At 39.1% G+C, this 20,229-nt stretch carries 22 protein-coding genes, 1 tRNA gene and 4 pseudogenes; 9 read left to right on the plus strand and 18 right to left on the minus strand.

What is annotated here, in order from left to right:
* Window positions 1–33: 33 nt before the first annotated feature.
* The gene (ileS, locus tag G593_RS0102470) at window positions 34–3,189 is read right to left on the minus strand and encodes an isoleucine--tRNA ligase (protein ID WP_005341923.1); all 3,156 of its coding nucleotides are present in this window, start codon (window positions 3,187–3,189) and stop codon (window positions 34–36) included.
* Window positions 3,190–3,702: 513 nt separating this feature from the next.
* On the opposite strand from ileS, the pseudogene G593_RS0102475 reads away from it, so the two are divergent.
* Window positions 3,703–4,245 (plus strand): annotated as a pseudogene (locus G593_RS0102475) (type IV pilus twitching motility protein PilT); the annotation flags it as partial.
* 229 nt (window positions 4,246–4,474) lie between these two features.
* Here the strand turns inward: G593_RS0102475 and G593_RS0102480 are convergent.
* Window positions 4,475–4,837: an Hpt domain-containing protein gene (locus G593_RS0102480; RefSeq protein ID WP_029730622.1), complete on the minus strand. Its 363-nt coding sequence runs from the start codon at window positions 4,835–4,837 to the stop codon at window positions 4,475–4,477.
* 56 nt (window positions 4,838–4,893) lie between these two features.
* Window positions 4,894–6,345 (minus strand): D-alanyl-D-alanine carboxypeptidase family protein, encoded by a 1,452-nt coding sequence (locus G593_RS0102485; RefSeq protein ID WP_044993932.1) that lies wholly within the window; start codon window positions 6,343–6,345, stop codon window positions 4,894–4,896.
* Window positions 6,346–6,569: 224 nt separating this feature from the next.
* On the opposite strand from G593_RS0102485, the gene G593_RS0102490 reads away from it, so the two are divergent.
* Complete coding sequence (locus G593_RS0102490) at window positions 6,570–7,493, plus strand: cation diffusion facilitator family transporter (protein ID WP_029730624.1); 924 nt, start codon at window positions 6,570–6,572, stop codon at window positions 7,491–7,493.
* 237 nt (window positions 7,494–7,730) lie between these two features.
* Here G593_RS0102490 and G593_RS0102495 read toward each other — a convergent pair whose 3' ends face one another.
* Entirely contained in the window at window positions 7,731–8,225 is a 495-nt protein-coding gene (locus G593_RS0102495) for a hypothetical protein (RefSeq protein ID WP_005341948.1), read from the minus strand.
* Between the two features lie 398 nt (window positions 8,226–8,623).
* Between G593_RS0102495 and G593_RS0102500 the strand changes: the two genes are divergently transcribed.
* Window positions 8,624–8,700 (plus strand) — tRNA-Arg (locus G593_RS0102500).
* A gap of 231 nt (window positions 8,701–8,931) precedes the next feature.
* On the opposite strand, the gene G593_RS20670 is transcribed toward G593_RS0102500, so the two are convergent.
* The 14 genes and pseudogenes from G593_RS20670 to G593_RS18335 form a co-directional block, all read right to left on the minus strand.
* Window positions 8,932–9,699: a tyrosine-type recombinase/integrase gene (locus G593_RS20670; RefSeq protein ID WP_242827018.1), complete on the minus strand. Its 768-nt coding sequence runs from the start codon at window positions 9,697–9,699 to the stop codon at window positions 8,932–8,934.
* A 177-nt stretch (window positions 9,700–9,876) separates the two neighbouring features.
* Entirely contained in the window at window positions 9,877–10,209 is a 333-nt protein-coding gene (locus tag G593_RS20675) for a hypothetical protein (RefSeq protein WP_330360782.1), read from the minus strand.
* 138 nt (window positions 10,210–10,347) lie between these two features.
* Window positions 10,348–10,536, minus strand: coding sequence for a helix-turn-helix domain-containing protein (locus G593_RS18325; RefSeq protein ID WP_005334926.1), 189 nt, complete (start codon window positions 10,534–10,536; stop codon window positions 10,348–10,350).
* Between the two features lie 31 nt (window positions 10,537–10,567).
* A complete protein-coding gene (locus G593_RS18330) occupies window positions 10,568–10,816 on the minus strand; it encodes a hypothetical protein (RefSeq protein WP_438368335.1) in 249 nt (82 codons plus the stop codon).
* Between the two features lie 283 nt (window positions 10,817–11,099).
* Window positions 11,100–11,324: a sporulation initiation factor Spo0A C-terminal domain-containing protein gene (locus G593_RS0102520; RefSeq protein ID WP_029730625.1), complete on the minus strand. Its 225-nt coding sequence runs from the start codon at window positions 11,322–11,324 to the stop codon at window positions 11,100–11,102.
* A gap of 109 nt (window positions 11,325–11,433) precedes the next feature.
* Window positions 11,434–11,583: a hypothetical protein gene (locus G593_RS20445; protein WP_005341956.1), complete on the minus strand. Its 150-nt coding sequence runs from the start codon at window positions 11,581–11,583 to the stop codon at window positions 11,434–11,436.
* Between the two features lie 76 nt (window positions 11,584–11,659).
* Window positions 11,660–11,929 (minus strand): hypothetical protein, encoded by a 270-nt coding sequence (locus G593_RS20450; RefSeq protein WP_029730626.1) that lies wholly within the window; start codon window positions 11,927–11,929, stop codon window positions 11,660–11,662.
* 61 nt (window positions 11,930–11,990) lie between these two features.
* Window positions 11,991–12,653, minus strand: coding sequence for a helix-turn-helix domain-containing protein (locus G593_RS0102535; RefSeq protein ID WP_005341961.1), 663 nt, complete (start codon window positions 12,651–12,653; stop codon window positions 11,991–11,993).
* 191 nt (window positions 12,654–12,844) lie between these two features.
* Window positions 12,845–13,087: a hypothetical protein gene (locus G593_RS0102540; RefSeq protein WP_005341963.1), complete on the minus strand. Its 243-nt coding sequence runs from the start codon at window positions 13,085–13,087 to the stop codon at window positions 12,845–12,847.
* Between the two features lie 115 nt (window positions 13,088–13,202).
* Window positions 13,203–13,586, minus strand: a pseudogene (locus tag G593_RS0102545) (conjugal transfer protein); the annotation flags it as partial.
* 138 nt (window positions 13,587–13,724) lie between these two features.
* The gene (locus G593_RS0102550) at window positions 13,725–14,069 is read right to left on the minus strand and encodes a metal-dependent transcriptional regulator (protein WP_081646466.1); all 345 of its coding nucleotides are present in this window, start codon (window positions 14,067–14,069) and stop codon (window positions 13,725–13,727) included.
* A gap of 60 nt (window positions 14,070–14,129) precedes the next feature.
* Entirely contained in the window at window positions 14,130–14,717 is a 588-nt protein-coding gene (locus G593_RS0102555; RefSeq protein ID WP_005341968.1) for an MptD family putative ECF transporter S component, read from the minus strand.
* A gap of 26 nt (window positions 14,718–14,743) precedes the next feature.
* Window positions 14,744–16,492: an ABC transporter ATP-binding protein gene (locus G593_RS0102560; RefSeq protein ID WP_029730629.1), complete on the minus strand. Its 1,749-nt coding sequence runs from the start codon at window positions 16,490–16,492 to the stop codon at window positions 14,744–14,746.
* Window positions 16,489–18,186 (minus strand): ABC transporter ATP-binding protein, encoded by a 1,698-nt coding sequence (locus G593_RS18335; RefSeq protein WP_255348521.1) that lies wholly within the window; start codon window positions 18,184–18,186, stop codon window positions 16,489–16,491. The genes G593_RS0102560 and G593_RS18335 overlap by 4 nt, the downstream gene beginning before the upstream one ends.
* Between G593_RS18335 and G593_RS18340 the strand changes: the two are divergent.
* The 6 genes and pseudogenes from G593_RS18340 to G593_RS21395 all read left to right on the plus strand — a co-directional run.
* Window positions 18,187–18,525, plus strand: a pseudogene (locus G593_RS18340) (conjugal transfer protein); the annotation flags it as partial.
* 125 nt (window positions 18,526–18,650) lie between these two features.
* Window positions 18,651–18,875, plus strand: a complete 225-nt coding sequence (locus tag G593_RS0102570; RefSeq protein ID WP_004613729.1) for a helix-turn-helix transcriptional regulator — start codon at window positions 18,651–18,653, stop codon at window positions 18,873–18,875.
* Window positions 18,872–19,189, plus strand: a complete 318-nt coding sequence (locus tag G593_RS0102575) for a hypothetical protein (RefSeq protein ID WP_029730630.1) — start codon at window positions 18,872–18,874, stop codon at window positions 19,187–19,189. Before G593_RS0102570 ends, G593_RS0102575 begins: the two co-directional genes overlap by 4 nt.
* Before the next feature lie 137 nt (window positions 19,190–19,326).
* Window positions 19,327–19,647: a hypothetical protein gene (locus G593_RS0102580; protein WP_029730631.1), complete on the plus strand. Its 321-nt coding sequence runs from the start codon at window positions 19,327–19,329 to the stop codon at window positions 19,645–19,647.
* Between the two features lie 18 nt (window positions 19,648–19,665).
* Window positions 19,666–19,890, plus strand: coding sequence for a hypothetical protein (locus G593_RS0102585; protein ID WP_029730632.1), 225 nt, complete (start codon window positions 19,666–19,668; stop codon window positions 19,888–19,890).
* A gap of 132 nt (window positions 19,891–20,022) precedes the next feature.
* Window positions 20,023–20,229: pseudogene (locus tag G593_RS21395) on the plus strand (RNA polymerase subunit sigma); the annotation flags it as partial.

Consider the following 20,229-nt stretch of genomic DNA (forward strand, 5'->3'; position numbering starts at 1 on the left):
ACAGGTCTGCCGGAGCAGACCTGTTCACATCTGTTATTGCTTCTCTACTCCAAGAGTTACTGCCTCACCATTGATCTTCCACTCTTTCACGTAACCTGCAGGTGTCGCTTTTTTCACCTCCAGAGCCAGTGTCTCAGCTCCGATCTCATCAGCATTTTTCGCAAATACAGTTTCTGCCTTCTCACTTCCTTCATATGTGATCACGATCTTATCCATGACCTCGAAATCAGCTTCCTTACGCATCGTCTGTACTTTGCTGATGATCTCACGCACGAATCCCTCTTCCAGAAGTTCCTCGGATAAGTTCGTATCAAGAACAACTGTGATTCCGTTGTCATCCTCAGATACATATCCTTCCATCTGTGCAGTATCGATCAGAAGATCTTCACGGTTCAGGACTACTTCTTCACCATTTACCTCAAATCTCAGGCAACCATTTGCATTCAGCTCATCCATAGCAGCATTTCCATCCAGTCCGCTGAGTACATTTTTGATTCCCCCTAACAGTTTACCATATTTTGGTCCGACTGTCTTTAGCTGAGGTTTAAAAGAATAGGACGTAAAGTCACGTACTTCTTGTGTAAATGTTACATTTTTCACATTTAATTCATCGGCAACGATGGCATCAAAGAACTCGGAAAGCTCAAAATCAGCTTTGACATACATCTGTCCGATCGGCTGACGGTTCTTGATATTTGCAGTATTTCTGCAGGCACGTCCCATAACAACCAGTTTCAGAACACGATCCATATTCTCCTCAAGCTCTTTGTCGATGTGTGCTTCATTTACCTTCGGGAAATCACACAGGTGGATACTCTCAGGAGCATTTGCATCAATACTTCTTACGAGGTTCTGGTAAATGTCTTCTGTCATGAACGGAATCATCGGAGCTGCAGTCTTGCAGATCTCTACCAGTGCTGTGTAAAGTGTCATGTAAGCATTGATCTTATCCTGCTCCATGCCCTTTGCCCAGAAACGCTCACGGCTGCGTCTTACATACCAGTTACTCATGTCATCAACAAAACTCTGAAGTGCCTTTGCAGCCTCCGGGATCTTGTAGTTTGCCAGATCCTCATCTACGGCTTTAATCGCAGAGTTGAGCTTTGACAGAAGCCATTTGTCCATGACAGACAGCTTCTCATACTCTAATGTATATTTTGTTGCATCAAATTCATCAATATTCGCATACAGTACAAAGAATGCATAAGTATTCCACAGAGTTCCCATGAACTTACGCTGTCCCTCTGTCACTGCTTTTCCGTGGAAACGGTTCGGCAGCCACGGCGCACTGTTAATGTAGAAATACCAGCGGATCGCATCTGCTCCATATTTCTCCAGTGCATCGAACGGATCGACCGCATTTCCCTTGGACTTACTCATCTTCTGACCATTCTCATCCTGAACATGTCCAAGAACAATAACGTTCTTATAAGGAGCTTTGTTGAAGATCAGAGTTGAAATCGCAAGCAGTGAGTAGAACCATCCACGAGTCTGGTCTACCGCCTCTGAGATGAAGTCTGCCGGGAAATGTTTCTCGAACAGTTCCTGATTCTCAAATGGATAATGATACTGTGCAAATGGCATGGATCCACTGTCGAACCAGCAGTCGATCACTTCTGGTACACGGTGCATCTCTTTTCCACATTTCGGACACTTGATCGTCACATTATCAATATATGGGCGGTGAAGCTCGATCTCATCCGGGCAGTTATCAGACATAGATTTCAGCTCTTCAATACTTCCGATCGAATGCTGGCATCCACACTCACACTCCCAGATATTCAGAGGAGTTCCCCAGTAACGGTTACGGCTGATGCCCCAGTCCTGAACATTTTCAAGCCAGTCACCAAATCGTCCTTTACCGATACTCTCCGGAATCCAGTTGATTGTATTATTATTCGCGATCAGATCATCCTTTACTGCTGTCATCTTAATGAACCATGACTCACGAGCGTAGTAAATAAGCGGCGTGTCACATCTCCAGCAGTGTGGATAGCTGTGCTCGAACTTCGGTGCATCGAAAAGAAGTCCTCGTCCGTCCAGGTCCTTTAACACTTCCGGGTCTGCCTTCTTCACGAATAATCCGGCGAATGGAGTTGTCTTGCCCATCTCACCTTTTTCATCTACTAACTGAACAAATGGCATGTCATATTTACGTCCGACTTTCGCATCGTCCTCACCAAATGCAGGCGCGATATGAACAACTCCGGTACCATCTGTCAATGTTACATAAGTATCACATGTTACATAAAATGCTTTTTTATTCTGCTTTGCGGCGCAGTCATAAGCGCACTGATAAAGCGGCTCATACTCTTTGTACTCAAGATCCTGACCTTTGTATGTCTCAAGAACTTCATAAGCCTTTACACCATTCTCCTCATCGCCAAGTTTACCAAGAACTGTATCAAGAAGGGCAACAGCCATGTAGTAAGTATATCCGTCAGCTGCTTTTACCTTCGCATAATCCTCTTCCGGATTTACACAAAGTGCAATGTTAGATGGCAGAGTCCATGGAGTTGTTGTCCATGCAAGAATATATGCGTCCTCGTCTTTAACTTTAAAACGAACGATCGCTGAACGCTCTTTTACGTCTTTGTATCCCTGAGCCACTTCCTGTGCAGACAGCGGAGTTCCACAACGCGGACAGTAAGGCACGATCTTAAATCCTTTATAAAGAAGTCCTTTATCCCAGATCTTCTTCAGTGCCCACCACTCAGACTCAATAAATGTGTTGTGATAAGTAACATACGGATCATCCATATCAGCCCAGAAACCTACAGTATTAGAGAAATCCTCCCACATACCTTTGTATTTCCACACACTCTCTTTACACTTTTTGATAAATGGCTCAACACCATATTTTTCAATCTGATCCTTTCCGTCAAGACCAAGAGCCTTCTCGACCTCCAGCTCGACCGGCAGTCCGTGAGTATCCCATCCGGCCTTTCTCGGAACTTCATACCCCTTCATGGTACGGTAACGAGGAATCATATCCTTGATAACACGTGTCAAAACATGGCCGATATGCGGTTTACCATTCGCAGTCGGCGGTCCATCATAAAACATATACTGTGGACAGCCCTCACGGTCCTCCATACTCTTCTCAAAAATGTGATTGTCTTCCCAGAATTTCTCCGTTTCCTTCTCCCGGTCAACAAAATTCATGTCTGTTGAAACCTTCTTATACATAATATCCTCCTTGTTGGGGACGTAGCATTTTGCCAAAGTACTACGTCCCAATCATTGATTAAGGGTGTCCCTTTTTGCATTTTGCGGTGTCCCTTTTTTACCATTAAACATAACTTATTGTAAAGATATTACTTTCTTATACAATAAAACAGGCTCCCGTCCTGATTAGGACGAAAGCCTTATACTTACGTTTATAAACCACCTAAACATACTGACATATGCTTTCCCTGTAACGGTGGAACTCCGTCAGGTCTTACTGAATTCTGTTCCTTATGCCTGTGCAGATGCCCTGGCTCATATCACAGATCGTTCAAACTCTGAAACTCGGAAGTGATCTTCAATTATATCTTACTTGTACCGGATTCCCACCATCGCCGGTTCTCTGTATCGTTGGGATATAACCTACTGTCTTCGTCAACGTCTTTAAAATATCTTATATACTTTTTTATTATACGAGTTTTATCACATATTCGTCAAGGGGTTAAGCCCCTTTTTACAGGCAAAGTTTCTATGGACCAGAGTATTGTCAGCCAGCGTGAGATTCACGTAGATACAGAAAGTTATGTAACGGCTCTTCGTGCTTCCCTGCGCCAAAGCCCGGATGTTATACTCCTCGGGGAAATGCGTGATTACGAGACTATGCAGGTTGATATGACCGCCGCTGATACGGGACATTTGATCTTCTCGGCCCTGCATACGATCGGTGCAGCCAGCACGATTGTATGCATTATCGATGTATTTCCTCCAAACCAGCAGCATCAGATAGCTGTCCAGTTATCCATGGTACTGCAGGCAGTCATCTCACAGCAGTTTGTTCCATCTATTGATGAGAAAATGATTCCTGTCTTCGAGATTATGACTGTGACACCGGCAATCCGCAATATGATCCGTGATAATAAGATTCCGCAATTGGAATGCATAATTTCCTCCTCCGCCGGCGGAGAAATCATTTCCATGGATTCCAGTCTTTTAACTCTTTATAAAGAAGGGCAGATTACAGCAGAAACTGCATTGGCATACGCAACTAATCCGGAGCTGCTGAAAAGAAAAATGTAGGTTGTGCACGATCATCACCTGTCCGGGCGGGCTTTGGAAACTATGCTCACCACGGACACACTAAAAAAGGTCCACCGGACCTTTTTGTCGTATGCTTGGCAACAAAAAAATAAGGACATAAGTGATTGTACCGCAAAACTTATATCCCCATTTTTCTATTTTATTTCTGCTATTTTATTTTCTGGTTTTTACTGTCCCTTTTCTTCACATTTCTTGTTGGCTGGATTTCTTACTCAAGTTCCTGGATTGCCTCAATTGTCTTGTGATACTCTGCTGTTACCTTGCTCATATAATCTGAAATGTTCGGATTACCTGGAACTGCAGTGTCTTCATTTCTCAATTCCTCTGTAAGCTGGCTGCTCACCTGATAAAGGCTTGTCAGTGACAGGTTCTGGCAGACACCCTTCAGTGTATGGACTGCACGGAATGCTTCTTTGTAATCACCCTCGCTTAATGTTCTCTCAAGATCGGCGTAGCTCTTATCATCCCGAAATTTCAGGAGAAACTTTCTCACAAGCTTCTCACCCATCAGACGTCTTACTACATCATCATAATCACCGCCGATTTTCTCGTATACTTCTTTTAACTCCATTTTGACCTTTCCCCCAATTCAAATACTGTACCTTACTATGTGTTCGCAACTGTGTTTTACTGTTTCTTTCTCTTATTACTCTTTTTTCTTATGCGGGACACCGTAGCTATAAATGTTATGATCAATATTACTAAAAGAATGCTCAGCCCCAGAATAACTTTTCCTTTTGTTGTTCCAAGTGACAGGTGTTTCCCGGATTTAGTCTGTTTTTTACTGTTGTCATGTCCACTGGATTTGCTTTCGTCCTGAGTACTGTCTGTATGCGCTTTCAAATAGGATTTGCTAAGCTTCACCTTTGCAGTTCCAAGTTCATGACCATCGTAACTGTATGTCACAATTCCTGTGCTGCTATCTTCTGTATCCTGCGTGATTTTCTGATCCAAAGCTGTAAAATCCACACCATTTGGCAACATCACATAATTCGGTTCACTCTGCCCGTCTTCTGTCAGAAATGTTTCAATATCCTCAGATTTCTCCTGGGTTGTCACATCTACTTTTGTGAAATTATGAAATGCATATTCAAATAAATTCGTGGTATCCGGATATATGTTCTTTCCGTGAGTCCTCAGTACCACACACACCAGCTGAGTCTGCCCATTGTCCGCCATCGTAATCAGCGTTGACAACGCATCTGATGTATAACCAGTCTTTCCACCTATTGTATATGGATAATAATTGGAATTCGACGGCTGAAGCATTTTATGCTTTTGATGGAAAACGTGTTCTTCCGTCGTCTCGCTGGCTGGAATTGTATAATTGAGAGTCTGTACAATCTGGAAAAATTCCGGATGTTTGAACAACTCCCGTCCAATCAGCGCCATATCTCTTGCACATGTGTAATGATTCGGATCATGCAGTCCATTTGTATTAGCAAAATGGGAATTCTCACCGCCCAGTTCCTTGCATCGGCTGTTCATCTGCTCTATGAACCAGTTGTAATCATGACCGGCATTCACTCCGACACTCTCACCTATTGCATATGCTGCTTCATTGGCAGATGCCAGAAGCATCGCATGCATTGCCTGATCCAGTGTGATTACATTTCCCTCTTTTAATCCGACGGAAGAATCTCCTCTCTGTAAAAACGCTACGCTGTCGTGGCTGAATGTCACATTATCCGTCAGTTGTCCATTTTCCAGTGCTACAAGCGCCGTCAATACTTTCGTAATACTTGCCGGATATTCATGAGCATCTATATTCTTGGCATACAGAATTGCTCCCGTTCCGACTTCCATAACAATTCCGGCTTCTCCATAAGTCCCAGGTCCCTGCGGCCAGTCCTTATATCCATTCGATTCCACCGGCATATCATAGACCTGCTGCAATTCCTGAGCCTTTTGTTCTTCCGGTGTCAGTGCCTGCGCATCTGTACTCTGTGCGTCTATGGTCTGTGCATTCTCCGTAGCCGTTACCCCTGTCGCATATACACTCACCGCAGTATTAGCTGTAAACGTCACTGCCATAAGTGCCGTAAGCATCGCCGCGATGACTCGTTTGCCTGATATCATTGGCATTTCCTCCAGGTATTCTTCTTACTTAGTCTTTTTATTTTATCACATTTTTCTGCTGGATTCTATAATTATCTCCATAAAAAGACAAGATAAAAAGACAAAATAATGACACATATTTGCATTTTCCACAAGGATTGCTTATAATGAAAATATTTCATAACCTTGCACTGATAATAGGTAACGTTACATAAGGCACTTAAATCAAGAATAGGAGCATTTTTATGCATGTAGGAAAAAAATCACAAAAAAGAGAAAAATCTGTAATGTCAGTTTCTTTATATGGTAACGTAGTCTTTGTTGTAATCGAGCTGGTCATGGCAATTGCAACCGGCTCTCAGGCAGTCCTCCTGGACGCAGTCTACGATGGAGTGGAGTTTTTTATGCTGCTTCCGTCCGTGTTCCTGATTCCACTTTTATACCGCCCGTCAAATGAACAGCATCCATTTGGATATATGCAGCTGGAAACACTATTTGTTGTAGTAAAAGGCATCACCATGACAACCGTTACATTTGGACTGATTTTCAATAATATCCATCTGATGTTGCACGGAGGACACATTGTATCCTTTCATACAATTGCCGGATTTGAAATGTTCGCCTGTATTTTAAGCGTGATTGTCACAATTTATCTGCGAATTAAGAATAAAAACCTTCATTCTCCACTCATTACAATGGAACTGCAAGGCTGGCAGATCGACTCCGTCATATCCCTCGGCATGGCATTCGCATTTTTACTGCCACTTATGATACCATTCGCATGGTTCGACCGCGTAACACCATATCTGGATCAAATCATTACGATTCTTCTGTCTGTTATTATGATCCAGACACCAGTCCGCACAGTCATCACCGGAATCCGCGATCTCATGCTGATTCCACCAGAGGAAGAAACAATCGAAGACATCAAAAAGACCGTAGAACCAATCATCGGTATCTACGGCCACAAAAATCTATACTACGATATTGTAAGAACCGGAAGAAAACTCTGGATCAGCGTCTACATCACATTCGACAAAGATATCGTATCACTGGCAAAATTCAAACACCTGCAAGATAAGTGCATCAAAGCACTGGCACAGAAATATCCAGATTTCTACTTCGAATTACTGCCGGATATCGAATTCACCGGAATTGTAGAAGAATAAAACACAATTCAAAAAGGGACAGGTTAAAGTGCAGTTGGGGACGGGTTTTTTTTGAAAAAACCCCGTCCCCAACTGGAAAAAGGAGGTTTTGTATACACAACATGTACAATAAGGATTCCAACTATATTAGCATTGGCGAAATGGCAAAGATCAATCGGACTACGGTTCCGACTCTTAAGCTCTACGACTCTATGGGACTTCTCACGCCGTGTTATGTGGACGAACACACATGCGCAACTATCGTAAACCGCATCCCAGCAGTCCTTCGCTTATCGCCTTTCTTATCTCCTTGATTCCGGTCTCTTTATATCCTGCCGTATCTGCCGTTATAACAATTGATAGCAGGTCATACACCGTTCCATTCCAACGCAGTTTCAGGCTGTCTTGCACATATGCCCATATATTACCAGGCATGACCTCTTCACAATTAGCCGGTACATATTCCGGAAATGTAAAATCAGCCGGATTAATATTGTATTTATTCAGGTACTGTTCCGTTACCTTTTCTTTCACCAGATTACAAAGCGTCTCTGTCTGCTCGCCGGTCAGACCGTATTCGTTGATTTCATCTGAAGATTCCCCTTTTTCTGCGGTATCTGCCGACCCCGCTTTCTGCTTGTCATCGCTCTGGGATACATTTGTCTGCGCCTTGTCCTCCGTCTTTGAAGAACATGCAGACATCGGTATCACCATTGCCAATACCAGAACTCCAATTACAATTTTTCTCTTCATCTCTTTTCCTCCAATTTGTGTATTTTTCAGGATTACTTTTTCGCACAAGTACAAAAGTTGAAAATGTATCTGTTCTGCAATCCTGACTTCCCACTAAGACTTGCTTTAGAGTCTTGAATATATTTATATTATACCCTCCCCGTGTATTTGAATTGCAACAGAAAACATAGAATTTTTTGCGCCTAATGTCTTTTAACCACTTTCCATATAAAGCAAAAAATCAAAGCGTCTGGCCTGGATACGCTTGCTTTTATCTCTTATAAATGCTAAAATACAATAGCTGAGTTTCCTTAGTTAAATGGATATAACAAGCGCCTCCTAAGGGTCAGGTGGAGCAATCCCCTTTTGGAAGCGATTTATGAAATAAATTTGAAAATTGCTCCATGAAAATTAAATACGTCTCAGTACCTCAGTAGGATAGAGGGTTCGCCTCCTAAGCGAAACGTCGCAGGTTCGATTCCTGTCTGGGACGCCAGCAAACAACGCTGAGAGCCTTGATTTATCGAGGTTTTCAGCTTCTTTTGTTTTTGGCTTATAACCTGTCGGATAAGAACATGTTCAATTTATATTTTGCAATTTCTTTTGATTTTCAGAATTTGTAATTCGATATTTTTATGACTGTTTGAGTAGAAGAGTTTGCTAACACTTTTTTTATTTTGAAAAAATATCAGCAGATTTTTGAAGATTTGCTAACACTTTTGAAAAATTACTTTGAAGCTGATTGTTTCAAAAGCATTGCTTTCATCTCCGGCGTAAGTGATTTTAAAAGCTGTAAAAGCTCCATATCACTGTCTGATAAGCCGTTGTTTTCTGGCTGAACTTCCTCATTTTGTGGTTGCATTTCTGAATCATGGTTTAGAGTGGAATAAAATTGTTCGTCCATCTTTTGAGCATTGTAACGTCTATCTTCGTCTATGATTTCTGAATAAACGTCTGTAACCATTTCTGCTTCTGCATGACCTGTATCGCCTTGTACCGATTTTACATCGCCGTTGGTCATTTTCAATTTGTATCCTGTGGATAAATGACGCAGACTGTGGAAAACAACTTTTTCATAGCCATTTTGTTCGCATAACTTTTGAAATCTGTCTCTCACAATTCTACTTTCAACGGGATTTCCATTTTCCAGAGCTATAACAAGGTTGTAATTGTTATAAGCGTCTCCTAGAAATTCCTGTAATTCCTTTTGGTCTTTTTGATATTGCACCAGTAATTCTGCAACCGTCTTTGGCAACCATACGGTACGATTACTTGTTTCTGTCTTTGGTGTTTTTAATACAAGCCTTGTTGTGCAATGCGGTTTCTGTGTCGGAAAAATCTTGATAATATCTTTTTCCTTTAATTTCTGCATAGCTTGTGCATTTACTCTGGAAAGCTCTTTGTTGATGATTACCCTTGCGTTATTCGTTGCAATGGATTGTTCATTAATAATCACATCTTCCCATGTAAGACCTGTAATTTCTCCAATACGCATTGAGCAGGAAAACGCCAAATGCATACAGATGGTTAATAAATCGTCGTCTGACTGCTGAATTGCTTCACGAAATGTATCTACACTCCATACTTTTCTTTTTACCTTAGGAACTTTAGGAAGCGTTGCTAATGAAGCAGGGTTACGCTTGTTGGTATCAATATATTCCCAACGGATTGCTTAATTTAATGCACAGCGTATAATGTCGTGTATTTTCTTGATATTGGCAGGTTGTACGCAACGTCCAGTAGCTTTTCTGTTAGCTCTGGGTACTTCTGGAACACTCAATAAATCGTTGTAGTAGGCAGATAATTTCTTTGTGGTAATCTCATTTAACTTCCAATCCCCGATAAGTGGATTGATGTAATTTTCGATAGTACCGACCTTGCTACTAAATGTACTAGGCGACCATTTTGACGTACCATAGAGATTGACAAATATTTTTAAAAAGTCACGGCGTACAATCTCTGATGGCTCACTGCAAGCACAAACGTATCTGTCTGCATTATTCAGTTGTCAATGAACTATTAGGCTCTTGCCATTCTGTATCAATCTGTTTTTGGTAAACAGACTGATACAGAATGGCAAGCTAAGAAGTAAGCGGAACAGGAAAGAGGGAAGTGCTTATATGAAGCGTTCCGCAGATATTACCTATTCGATTTTTATGTCAAATTCCAATATCATTTTCATAATGGCTTCTCTGATACGACCTTTTAACTCCATATCCACAGCGATATATACATTTCCGTATTCATCATATAATGGGCGAATACAGCTTTTTGATATATACGGGTCATAGAAATCTAAGATTTTATCAATGGAAATTTTGTCGCCGTCCATAGCCGATGAAATCACATAAAATGATGGCTTCTTATACGAACGTTTTTGTTTCAAATACTAATGTTCCTCCTCTAATGACTTTTGCCAGCTCATCGTCATATACATAAATGTCATGTCCACATATATTGAAAGTCGTGTAATCCGTTTTATATGTATCCCATATAGCAACTTTATCTATGATAATGTCGGGAAGCTCACAAAAGGGGATAGCTTCTGCTTGATTCTTTTTCAACTCTTTGTAGTAATCTTTTACAACTCCGAAAACAGTTTTTTTAAACAACTATCAAAACGACACATTACAGTTTTCTGGAAGTCAGATGGTTTCACGTTCTCACCTCCCCCCTGTGCTGTTTTGTATCTATCCCTCTTTCCACTCCATATAAGAAAAAAACAGGGCAGTTGCTAAGTGATTTGAAAAAATAATCGCTATTTTAGATAAAATTTATATTTGCCCTCACTATATAGCCGACGAGAAAGGCAAAAATTGTTCAATTCGATAAAAAACGACAAAAAAGACCTGCACATTTAATGTACAGGTTAAAGAAGTGATGATTTTTCATAAATCAGTATTTAATTTTTGTTGCTATCGTATAAACGTATTCTTCTGGTGTAGGTCGTTTCTTTCCGAAATAACTTGAAAATTCAGCTTGCACATCTGGGTCATCGCTGTAATACATTTCATCAATGGTTGACTGAATACGTTCTTTTACTTCTGATACGGAAACACCCTGTTGATGTGCAATCGCTTTAAACACTTGTTTTGTATCACGTTTTTTGATACCCAACATATAACCACAACCTTTCTGAATAAATTTATTTCCATTCGATAATACCACAAAATATAAAAAATAATGAATACTTTCGTATATAACTCATTAGTTTTTTACAAACCGGAAGTTATTTGTCCTTATCTTTCAGAAAACAGCCAGCCACAGCTATTCCAAATCCAAGAACACCAAGAACATATCCAAAGAAATTGTTTGTTGTCAAAGCAACTCCTAAAAGTATTGTTGCAATACCCAATAACTCGATCTTAATTCCTTTCATGCAAATCCCTCCATTATAATTACTGATTTATTAAACTGTTCTACATACTGGAATTTTATCATGCCCTGTTATTTTTCTAAGTTTTGGTGCAATGAAGCATAAAATACACACACATAGAAAATAAATTCCCGAGCACTCGATTTTTAAGCATTCTTTGTAGTTCTTCCAGAATCTTCAATTTTCTTAATTCTACGAACCGAAGCGCATATTCATCATAACTTGTAATTCCCCGGATAGCCGTCATACCATCATTAAAAGATGTCACTTCAAATTCTCCTGATAAATAATCGTTTATCATTTCTCTGATTTCTTCATCATCTTCAATCAATATTATCTTGTTTTCCATTATAATTGTCCCTTGGTCTTTTCGTTCTTCTGCTTATATGATATTCAGTTGCTCCAATTTGTCACAAATCAATAAGTTCTTCAATTTTGGTTATATCAGCAAGATTCAGAGTCCCACCAAATTTCAAATGCAATGTATCATCCCCAAATGAGCAGATCACGACATTACGGTAAGCATCGTCTCGAAAATCAAAAAAACCTTTTATCAATCCATCTCTTTTTGCCAGTTCTATCTTCACGGGTTTGTCGCAAAAATACTCTCGACTGACTTTTTTAATACAGAGTATCGTAGGTTTCTTTCCTTTGACTGGTGAAACAGACATAATATGTTTTTTCCCAATCACTCCATATACGCCGCATGATTTATCTGATGATTGATAATAGTATAAGAAATTCTGATCTTCTGCAATGATATAGACACCAGACACGCCGTCATTCCAGCCGCTAAGTTCTATATCATGAAGTTGACTCCCGAAGTCATGTACTTCATAATTTGTCGTTTCGGCTCTTTTACTATGTTCGGTGGTTGCAGAATTTCCGACCAGTTCATCTACACTAATGTTAAAAACAAATGACAGTTGTATCAGGTTATCAACATCAGGAATACCGCCGTCTGCTTCCCATTTTGCAATCGCAGAACGGGACACATTCATTTTTTCTGCAAGCATTTCTTGTGTAAACCCTTTTGCACTTCGTAGTTGTTTTATTCTTTCTCCCATTGTCATACAATTCACTCTCCATTCTTTTTTCTGAATATAGTATATTACCGCACACATTGCTCGACCATATACGCATTGTGACGATGCTGTTACTTACCGTAACAGTTGCTGTTCAAACACAAAAGCATATCTTCAAGTACCACTTCATCACCTTTGCAATGAATTCTCCTCAATTTCTTAGGCAATAAAACAGGAATTTACATAAATCTGCTTATCAAATTATACGCTGTAACTGCATAGACAAAAATTGCTACACCTACAAATATCATAGCATCTTTCTTTGCCCCTTTATCATAACAATCCTTTGCATTTGTCAAAAGTGATAATCCCATAAAAACAAACATGATTGGCATTGTAACATCATAGGAGATTATATTCATCAGTCCTAAAGAAGCAGAAATAATCGTTAAAACGGTAAATATTGCTTTCCAAATACGCATACATAGTCCTCCTTTACAACTCCCGATTTTTATATTTTAATTCATACTATATCACAACAAAATGCAGAATAGTATAGATAAAACAATAAATTACCATACTATTCTGCTGTAATATTTATTCTACAATCTTCCAGTTATCGTCCTTATGAAGTACAAGCTCATATTGTGAGATTTGTGTCATTTTCGACTTGTTATCCAGATACTTTACGGACACGCTGACCTTGAGGTTGTCGCCGTCTTTGGTAAAGACAGGGTTTAGCAGTTCCGAAAATACATAATCGCCGGATACAGGAGCAAGCACGCCATCTTTGACATAATAGGCAAGTTCCTTTTCCGTAGCTGTCGGGTACAGCTTAAAGAATGTTTCCAAGAAAGCGGTAGCGTCCTTAACTGTGTCGGAACTGACACTGACATCGGCTTCCTGTACTTTCGGTTCATACTTTGATTTCTGCACTGCCGGAGCAAGGGTAGGATTCTGTGTGATGACCATTGCACCGTCCGTTTTACCTTCAAGAACAAACTGCGTCAATTCCTTTTTCTGATCTACGGTAAGAAAGACGAACAGCTTTTCACCAATTTGTCTGCCATTCTCCGCTAAATCAAGTACAGCTAATTTCCCATGCTATCACCACCTTCGCTATTTGTTCGTTAAAGAGTTTTTTAATTTTTGAAAAGCCTCTGCACTTATGGCGTGTTCAATATTACAAGCGTCATGCTCTGCAGTTTTACGATCTACGTCAGCGTCTAGAAGTCTTGCGGTAAAGAACAGGTACCGTTCACATATTTGTTCGGCATATTGTCGGCCTTGCTGCGTCAAATAAAGGGTACCGTCCTTTTTGATAATATGGCCGGATTTTGTGAGTTCCTTTACTACTCTGCTTACAGAGGGCTTGCTAACCCCTAAATAGTCCGCAACATCTACACAGCGAACATAACCATGTTGTTGATGGAGGACTAAGATTGCTTTCAAATAATCCTCCATTGATGAAGTTAAGGACAAATAGCATACCCCTTTTAAAGAATGATATTGTCACATGATATACTACTTTACTCCAACAATAGAAAGTTTCTTTTTTAATATGGCTTCACCAATTAACCCACCTATTATAGCTAAGATGATTGTAGCAACAATCATAACAGCCAACATAAAAGGCGTTGCCATAGCGTCCATAGACGCAGCATATTCAGCCGACATTTCTTCCGCAGCCTTTTGAATGGTATAATCACGGAAAGCCCAAATATAGATAGGTGAGCCAGACATACCAAATGCAAATAGAATATAGCTGCATAGATTGCCCTTTAAACTTTTATATCCACTTAACTTTCTGATAATTTCAGCTAATATTGCACTTGCAATCAAAGTAACAATAACCAAATTTGATAATTCTCCTGCAATGAAGTAAATAAGCCCAACGATTAGGTTCATTATAATGGAAACACCAAAAATTTGTTCCCTTGCAGTAATATACATATAAGGAACTCCGGCCAGTAGTCCGATCAATGCAGTCATAAAAATCCATGTAAGTGGGGTAAAAGAACCGGACATCATTACAAGCATAGTAATTACAAAGTAAATCAATGAAAATCCAACTGTGATTCCAAGTCCTTTTCCTGTCCATTTTGTTTCCATAAAACGACAACTCCTTTCTTTACGAATTATCCAATAGACCACCCTTCGGCTTTTTCTCTGATATTGATAAATCGCCTATAAATGCCTTCCTGTGCAGATAATTGTTTATGCGTGCCGCGTTGAGTAATCTTACCTTCATCTACAACTAATATTTGATCGGCATTTTCGATAGTGGCAAGACGGTGAGCAATGACAATAATTGTTTTCCCGTGAGTGAGATTACTGATCGCTTGCTGAATAAGATGTTCATTTTCAGGATCAACACTGGCCGTGGCTTCGTCTAAAATAACAATAGGCGCATTTTTTAAGATCGCACGGGCGATAGATATTCTTTGCTTTTCACCGCCAGAAAGAGTAGAGCCCCCTTCTCCAATCAAAGTATCATATCCATCAGGAAGTGCCATAATGAAATCGTGACATCTCGCAGCTTTTGCCGCTGCAATCATTTCTTCTTCTGTTGCATTGGGTGCGCCAAAAAGAATATTATTGCGTATGGTATCGTGGAAAAGATAAACATTCTGAAATACCATGCTTATATTTTTTAAAAGTGAATCACAGGTAAAATCTTTTACATTTTGCCCACCGACGGTTATATAACCTTTTTTAACATCATAAAATCTTGCTAAAAGGTTACAAATAGTGGTTTTACCGCTGCCAGACGGTCCAACGATTGCAGTCGTTGTATTTTCCGGAATAGTAAATGAAACATGACTTAATACTTCACGGCTGTCATAACCGAAAGAAACGTCCTTAAATTCAATGTCAAAGTGATTGATTAAAATATTTTTTCCATCTTTGTCGATAAATTCAGCATTATCAATACTTTGCAGCTTTTCGGCAACAGTGTCCAACATTTCTAAAATATGCAGAGAATTATTTGCTGCTTCGATTGTGTTAAACATAACGTAGCTGTAAACAATCAACATAAGCGCCATAGGAAGCTCCATCGTTCCGTGCAGTGCCATTAACGCGGTTAAAATGGTAATTGCACTTGTTCCCATATAAAGACCAAAGCGATGAAGCGCGTCACAAGGAGCAAAATTTTTCTCCATACGGATATTGATGTCTTTTGATTTTTTGTAAGCCTTATAAAGCCCTTCCGAAGCGACGCCTTCCTGTTTGAAAGACTTTACCACTGCCATACCTCTGACATATTGGACAATTTCATCGGCCATTTCGTTAATACTCTCCTGACGAATAGGAGAATTTTTACGGCTTTGATGTTCAATAAGCTGTAAGCCGATAGAAGATATAATTACAGCGATTAAAGCTGAAATCCCAAGTGCGGGCGAAAAGAACAGCAGAAAAACAATCGTTATCAGCAAGAATATGTAACTATCTACAATATTGTTAATAACATTCATAGCTTGCATTTCAAAAAAAGCTAAATCTGTTGTAATCGCAGTTGTCAGTTCCCCCATATTTTTACGCTGTAAAAAGCCAAGAGAAACACGTTTTAGAATATCTCCAATTTTTAGGCGTTCGGTACTTGTAACTTCGTGGGCGATACTATCTTGCTTCGTTGCTCTTATATAAGCAAGTAACCAACGGAGAAGAATTGTGCCAACGATAATTCCTATAAGCATAAAAACAAAATTTTGATTTAAAACAGTGCTGCCATTTATATCATCTAAAATTGTTTTTATTACCCAAACCCCACATACGATAGGAACAATTCCAAGAATGTTATTTATCATGGATAATACGATTCCAAGATATAAACGCTTTTTATATTGTGCCATCATACGAAAAAGTCGTTTTAAAATGCGAATCATGCCAACACCTCCTCGTTTACATTTACGGACCATTTTTTAGCGCCGATATGGGCCTGCCACATATCCTTATAAAGATTACTGTTTTTCAATAATTCTTCATGTGTTCCGCTTTGTATGATTTCCCCGTTTTTCACAAGTACAATTTTGTCTGCGTTTTTTATTGTGGAAAGTCTATGTGCGATTACCAGCAAAGTTTTTCCTTTTGTTAATTCAGCAATAGCCTCCTGAATTTTAGCTTCGTTCTCTGGGTCTGTAAAAGATGTCGCTTCATCAAGAATAATGATAGGAGCATTTTTCAAAATTGCTCTTGCAATCGCAATTCTTTGGCGTTCACCACCAGACAGTTTATCGCCAGCTTCACCAGCGGTAGATTGATACCCATGTTCCAGCTTATTGATAAACTCGTCACATTGAGCTTTTCGTGCTGCCTCTAATACCTCTGTATCAGTAGCTTTTGGATTTCCTAAACGTATATTTTCCATAATCGAACTATTAAATAAAAAGTTATCCTGGGTAACAAAGCTCACTTCATCTGCAAGCTGCGTTAATGGAATATCTTTTATATTTACGCCACCGATTGAAATGTTTCCTTCTGTTGTGTCCCAAAAACGCGCCACTAAACGAGCGAGTGTAGATTTTCCTCCCCCTGAAGGTCCGACGAGAGCATAAAAGGAATTTTCAGGAATTTTAATACTAACATCATGGATTACATTTTCTTTCCCTGTATAAGAGAATGACACATGTTCCATGCATATATCGTGTTGGGATATAGTTTTCTCTTTGGACGCTAAAGGCAATTCACCAATATCGAAGGTTTTATTAACCGTATTGATTGAATACTGAATAGATTTTAGCTGATTAAAAAACAAAATAAATCTTCCTAAACTGCTGACAAGCCCCATAGAAAGAAGCATAGCCATTGTAATCTTAGGCAGTGTAGTTGTTCCAGAAAGATACATTAAAGTTCCGATAGGTAACACTCCCAAGAGTGTGGTAGGAAGAATCACTGCTCCCAACGTTGTAAATTTCCATGTAGATTTATACCAGTTAAGCGTTGTTTCTTTAAAGGATTCAACGGCTTTACGATACTTTTCATATGATGAAGTAGATTGATTAAAAGCCTTGACAACTTCAATTCCTTCTACATATTCGATGACCACATTGTTCATGTGTTCGTTGGATTCCATGTATTTTTGATAGGTCTTATTGTAACCGCCCAACATCATTCCATAAGGAATCATTGCGAGAGGAATGGTAATCAGCGAAGCAAGAGCAAGACGAAAATCTATCATACACAAATAGACAAATACTGCTAAAGGCAACACAAGAGCAGCAGAGCCTTCCGGTATAACATGGGCTAACGGGATTTCAATATTCTCGATTTGATCTACAACAATGTTTTTAACTTTTCCAGCATTGATATTTTGTGTTACTCCCAAAGGAGCTTTTAATAGCTTTTCAGCAACACGTTTTCTCATAAGTTCCAAAATGGTATATGCTGAAATATGAGATAAAGTCGTTGAAATCGCATGAAACAATGCTTTTACTATAAATCCGGTAATACAAATACTTCCCCAGAAGAAAATATCTTCTACGGTAACGGAATTATCAAAAAACATAATGATAATACGATAAGCTGCCACAAAGGGAATAATGCCGCCTGCCACAGAGATTAAGGCACAAATGACGGACAAATCAAAAAATCAGACTATGAGCCTAAGACACCAGAAGCAGACGCAAGCGTAGACGCTGATACGGTCAATGACGCTACCGCATTTCTGGAAACATTCTTTAAGCTGTACCCAACAGCAACAGAAAAAGAGCTTGCCTACTATGTATCTGGGAATGTGATTGAACCTATCGGCAGGGACTATCTGTATTCTGAATTGGTAAACCCTATCTTTACAAAGGACGGGGACAATGTGAAAGTTAAGGTAGCCGTGAAATTCCTTGATAATCAGACAAAGGCAACACAAGTATCGCAATATGAGCTTGTGCTACATAAGGATAGTAACTGGAAGATTATTGGATAAATAATGATAAGGTGTGTATTTTGGTACAGATTTACACGTTTTGTAGAATAGCATAATTAGAAATTTTACACAAAAAGTAAGAAATATGTTATAATAAGCTGAATTTGAAATAAGGCGGTGGCTAAATGGCGAAGCAAAAATATTCTTTTGATAGCAAGATACATATTTATAGAGCTACAAAGCGAATGAGCCAACAAGAACTTGCTGACCTTGTAGGAGTGTCACGACAGACCATTATTCAGCTTGAAAGAAACAGATACAATCCGTCCATGCTTTTGGCATACAGCATTGCAAAAGTGTTTGATGTAGCAATTGAAGATTTATTTGACTTTGAGGAGGCAGAAAAATGATTGAACTATTAAAGTCGATTCTCAGTAGTACGACAGTATTTAAAATAGGCATGTGGTATACCTTAGTGATTACCATTGCCGTAATTATACTATTCTTTTTGAAAACATCACGAGATGAAAGAGGACGGGCAATTATTGGGAAAGCAAGTATTTTCTCTACGATAACATATATTGTTTTGATGAATGTCTATGCTAAATTATCCAAACTTCTAATCGTTGATTGGTTGACAATGGCTAACGGTACTCAATGGATGTACAACATTGTGTTGACGGTACAGGTTGTCGCAATCCTAATCTATAAGAAAATTGAATAGTAAAAAGATTTCATGCTTGTTAACAAAATAAGCGTGAATTTTTTTGTTCAAATAGTTAGAAATACTTTACATATAGATTGAAATAGATTATAATGAAGTCGGAAAAATTTCCAATAATTTTGAAAGGAGTTGCGATTATGGCAGACAAACATTTAACAGATAATTTGAAAGGGAATTATTTTTCAAGTGAAAGAAAGGACATGAAGTTTTTAAAAGGTTTTACTTTGATTGCGTTACTTCCTCTTTGGGCTGGATATGCTTTTGCACTTTATAATGGGGATAATAACAATTTGTCAAACTACTCTTTATTGATTTTGGCTTTCTCCTTGATGAATTTCAATGCTCTGTGTGGAGTAGAAAAGATTGAAAATAAAGCATTAAATTTGATTGCTAAAATGGACGGCGTTCTGTTTTTTGTTTGGGCATTGGTAACCGTTGTTCAATTACTCATAAAATAAAAAAGAAAGGTGTTGTTTATGGCTATTTTAAAAAGGCGAGATATAAAGAAAGCATTGAAAGCTGGTGCAAAAGCTGGCGGTGTATCATTGGCTGATGTTCGGGCTGATATTGAAGCGACGGTTGATGAAGCTATGAACAGCACCGACCTAGAAGTGCAGGCGAATTTCAGAAAGTATTTTGGAAATAAACGCCCTACTCCAGAAGAATATATTTACAAGATTACAAAAAAGACAAAAGTTTAATAGAAATCAAGTGCTGTAAGGGGGCTTGTGTCATGGAAAGTTTTAAGCATAATCTTATACGGTCATACACTACCTAACAGCATTTTATTAACAACTGAATATCTCACAGCTTTAATAGCTCGTACAGACTATATGTTTTGTGCGGGCTTTTTTTGTACCCGAAAAAATTTTTTCACTTTTTTTCAAAATCATGCAACAAATCACACCTTGCTGTACAGATATGGTGCGGAAAGAGGGATAAACACTTTTCACGTCATAACGGAAAGGGGGTGTGATGATATGAAACCGTCGGACTTCCAAAAGACAATACAATGTCAATTTGACTGCAAGCTCAAACGT

Origin of the sequence: Dorea sp. AGR2135, from assembly GCF_000420885.1 — a bacterium.
In the GTDB taxonomy this organism is placed as follows: Bacteria; Bacillota; Clostridia; order Lachnospirales; family Lachnospiraceae; genus Dorea; species Dorea formicigenerans.

Coding starts and splice junctions, on each gene's coding strand:
- ileS (WP_005341923.1), bottom strand. CDS start 3,189: ATGTATAAGAAGGTTTCAACAGACATGAATTTTGTTGACCGGGAGAAG.
- G593_RS0102480 (WP_029730622.1), bottom strand. CDS start 4,837: ATGGAGTTAAAAGAAGTATACGAGAAAATCGGCGGTGATTATGATGAT.
- G593_RS0102485 (WP_044993932.1), bottom strand. CDS start 6,345: ATGATATCAGGCAAACGAGTCATCGCGGCGATGCTTACGGCACTTATG.
- G593_RS0102490 (WP_029730624.1), top strand. CDS start 6,570: ATGCATGTAGGAAAAAAATCACAAAAAAGAGAAAAATCTGTAATGTCA.
- G593_RS0102495 (WP_005341948.1), bottom strand. CDS start 8,225: ATGAAGAGAAAAATTGTAATTGGAGTTCTGGTATTGGCAATGGTGATA.
- G593_RS20670 (WP_242827018.1), bottom strand. CDS start 9,699: ATGCGTATTGGAGAAATTACAGGTCTTACATGGGAAGATGTGATTATT.
- G593_RS18325 (WP_005334926.1), bottom strand. CDS start 10,536: ATGGACGGCGACAAAATTTCCATTGATAAAATCTTAGATTTCTATGAC.
- G593_RS0102520 (WP_029730625.1), bottom strand. CDS start 11,324: ATGTTGGGTATCAAAAAACGTGATACAAAACAAGTGTTTAAAGCGATT.
- G593_RS20445 (WP_005341956.1), bottom strand. CDS start 11,583: ATGAAAGGAATTAAGATCGAGTTATTGGGTATTGCAACAATACTTTTA.
- G593_RS20450 (WP_029730626.1), bottom strand. CDS start 11,929: ATGGAAAACAAGATAATATTGATTGAAGATGATGAAGAAATCAGAGAA.
- G593_RS0102535 (WP_005341961.1), bottom strand. CDS start 12,653: ATGACAATGGGAGAAAGAATAAAACAACTACGAAGTGCAAAAGGGTTT.
- G593_RS0102540 (WP_005341963.1), bottom strand. CDS start 13,087: ATGCGTATTTGGAAAGCAATATTTACCGTTTTAACGATTATTTCTGCT.
- G593_RS0102550 (WP_081646466.1), bottom strand. CDS start 14,069: ATGGAGGATTATTTGAAAGCAATCTTAGTCCTCCATCAACAACATGGT.
- G593_RS0102555 (WP_005341968.1), bottom strand. CDS start 14,717: ATGGAAACAAAATGGACAGGAAAAGGACTTGGAATCACAGTTGGATTT.
- G593_RS0102560 (WP_029730629.1), bottom strand. CDS start 16,492: ATGATTCGCATTTTAAAACGACTTTTTCGTATGATGGCACAATATAAA.
- G593_RS0102570 (WP_004613729.1), top strand. CDS start 18,651: ATGGCGAAGCAAAAATATTCTTTTGATAGCAAGATACATATTTATAGA.
- G593_RS0102575 (WP_029730630.1), top strand. CDS start 18,872: ATGATTGAACTATTAAAGTCGATTCTCAGTAGTACGACAGTATTTAAA.
- G593_RS0102580 (WP_029730631.1), top strand. CDS start 19,327: ATGGCAGACAAACATTTAACAGATAATTTGAAAGGGAATTATTTTTCA.
- G593_RS0102585 (WP_029730632.1), top strand. CDS start 19,666: ATGGCTATTTTAAAAAGGCGAGATATAAAGAAAGCATTGAAAGCTGGT.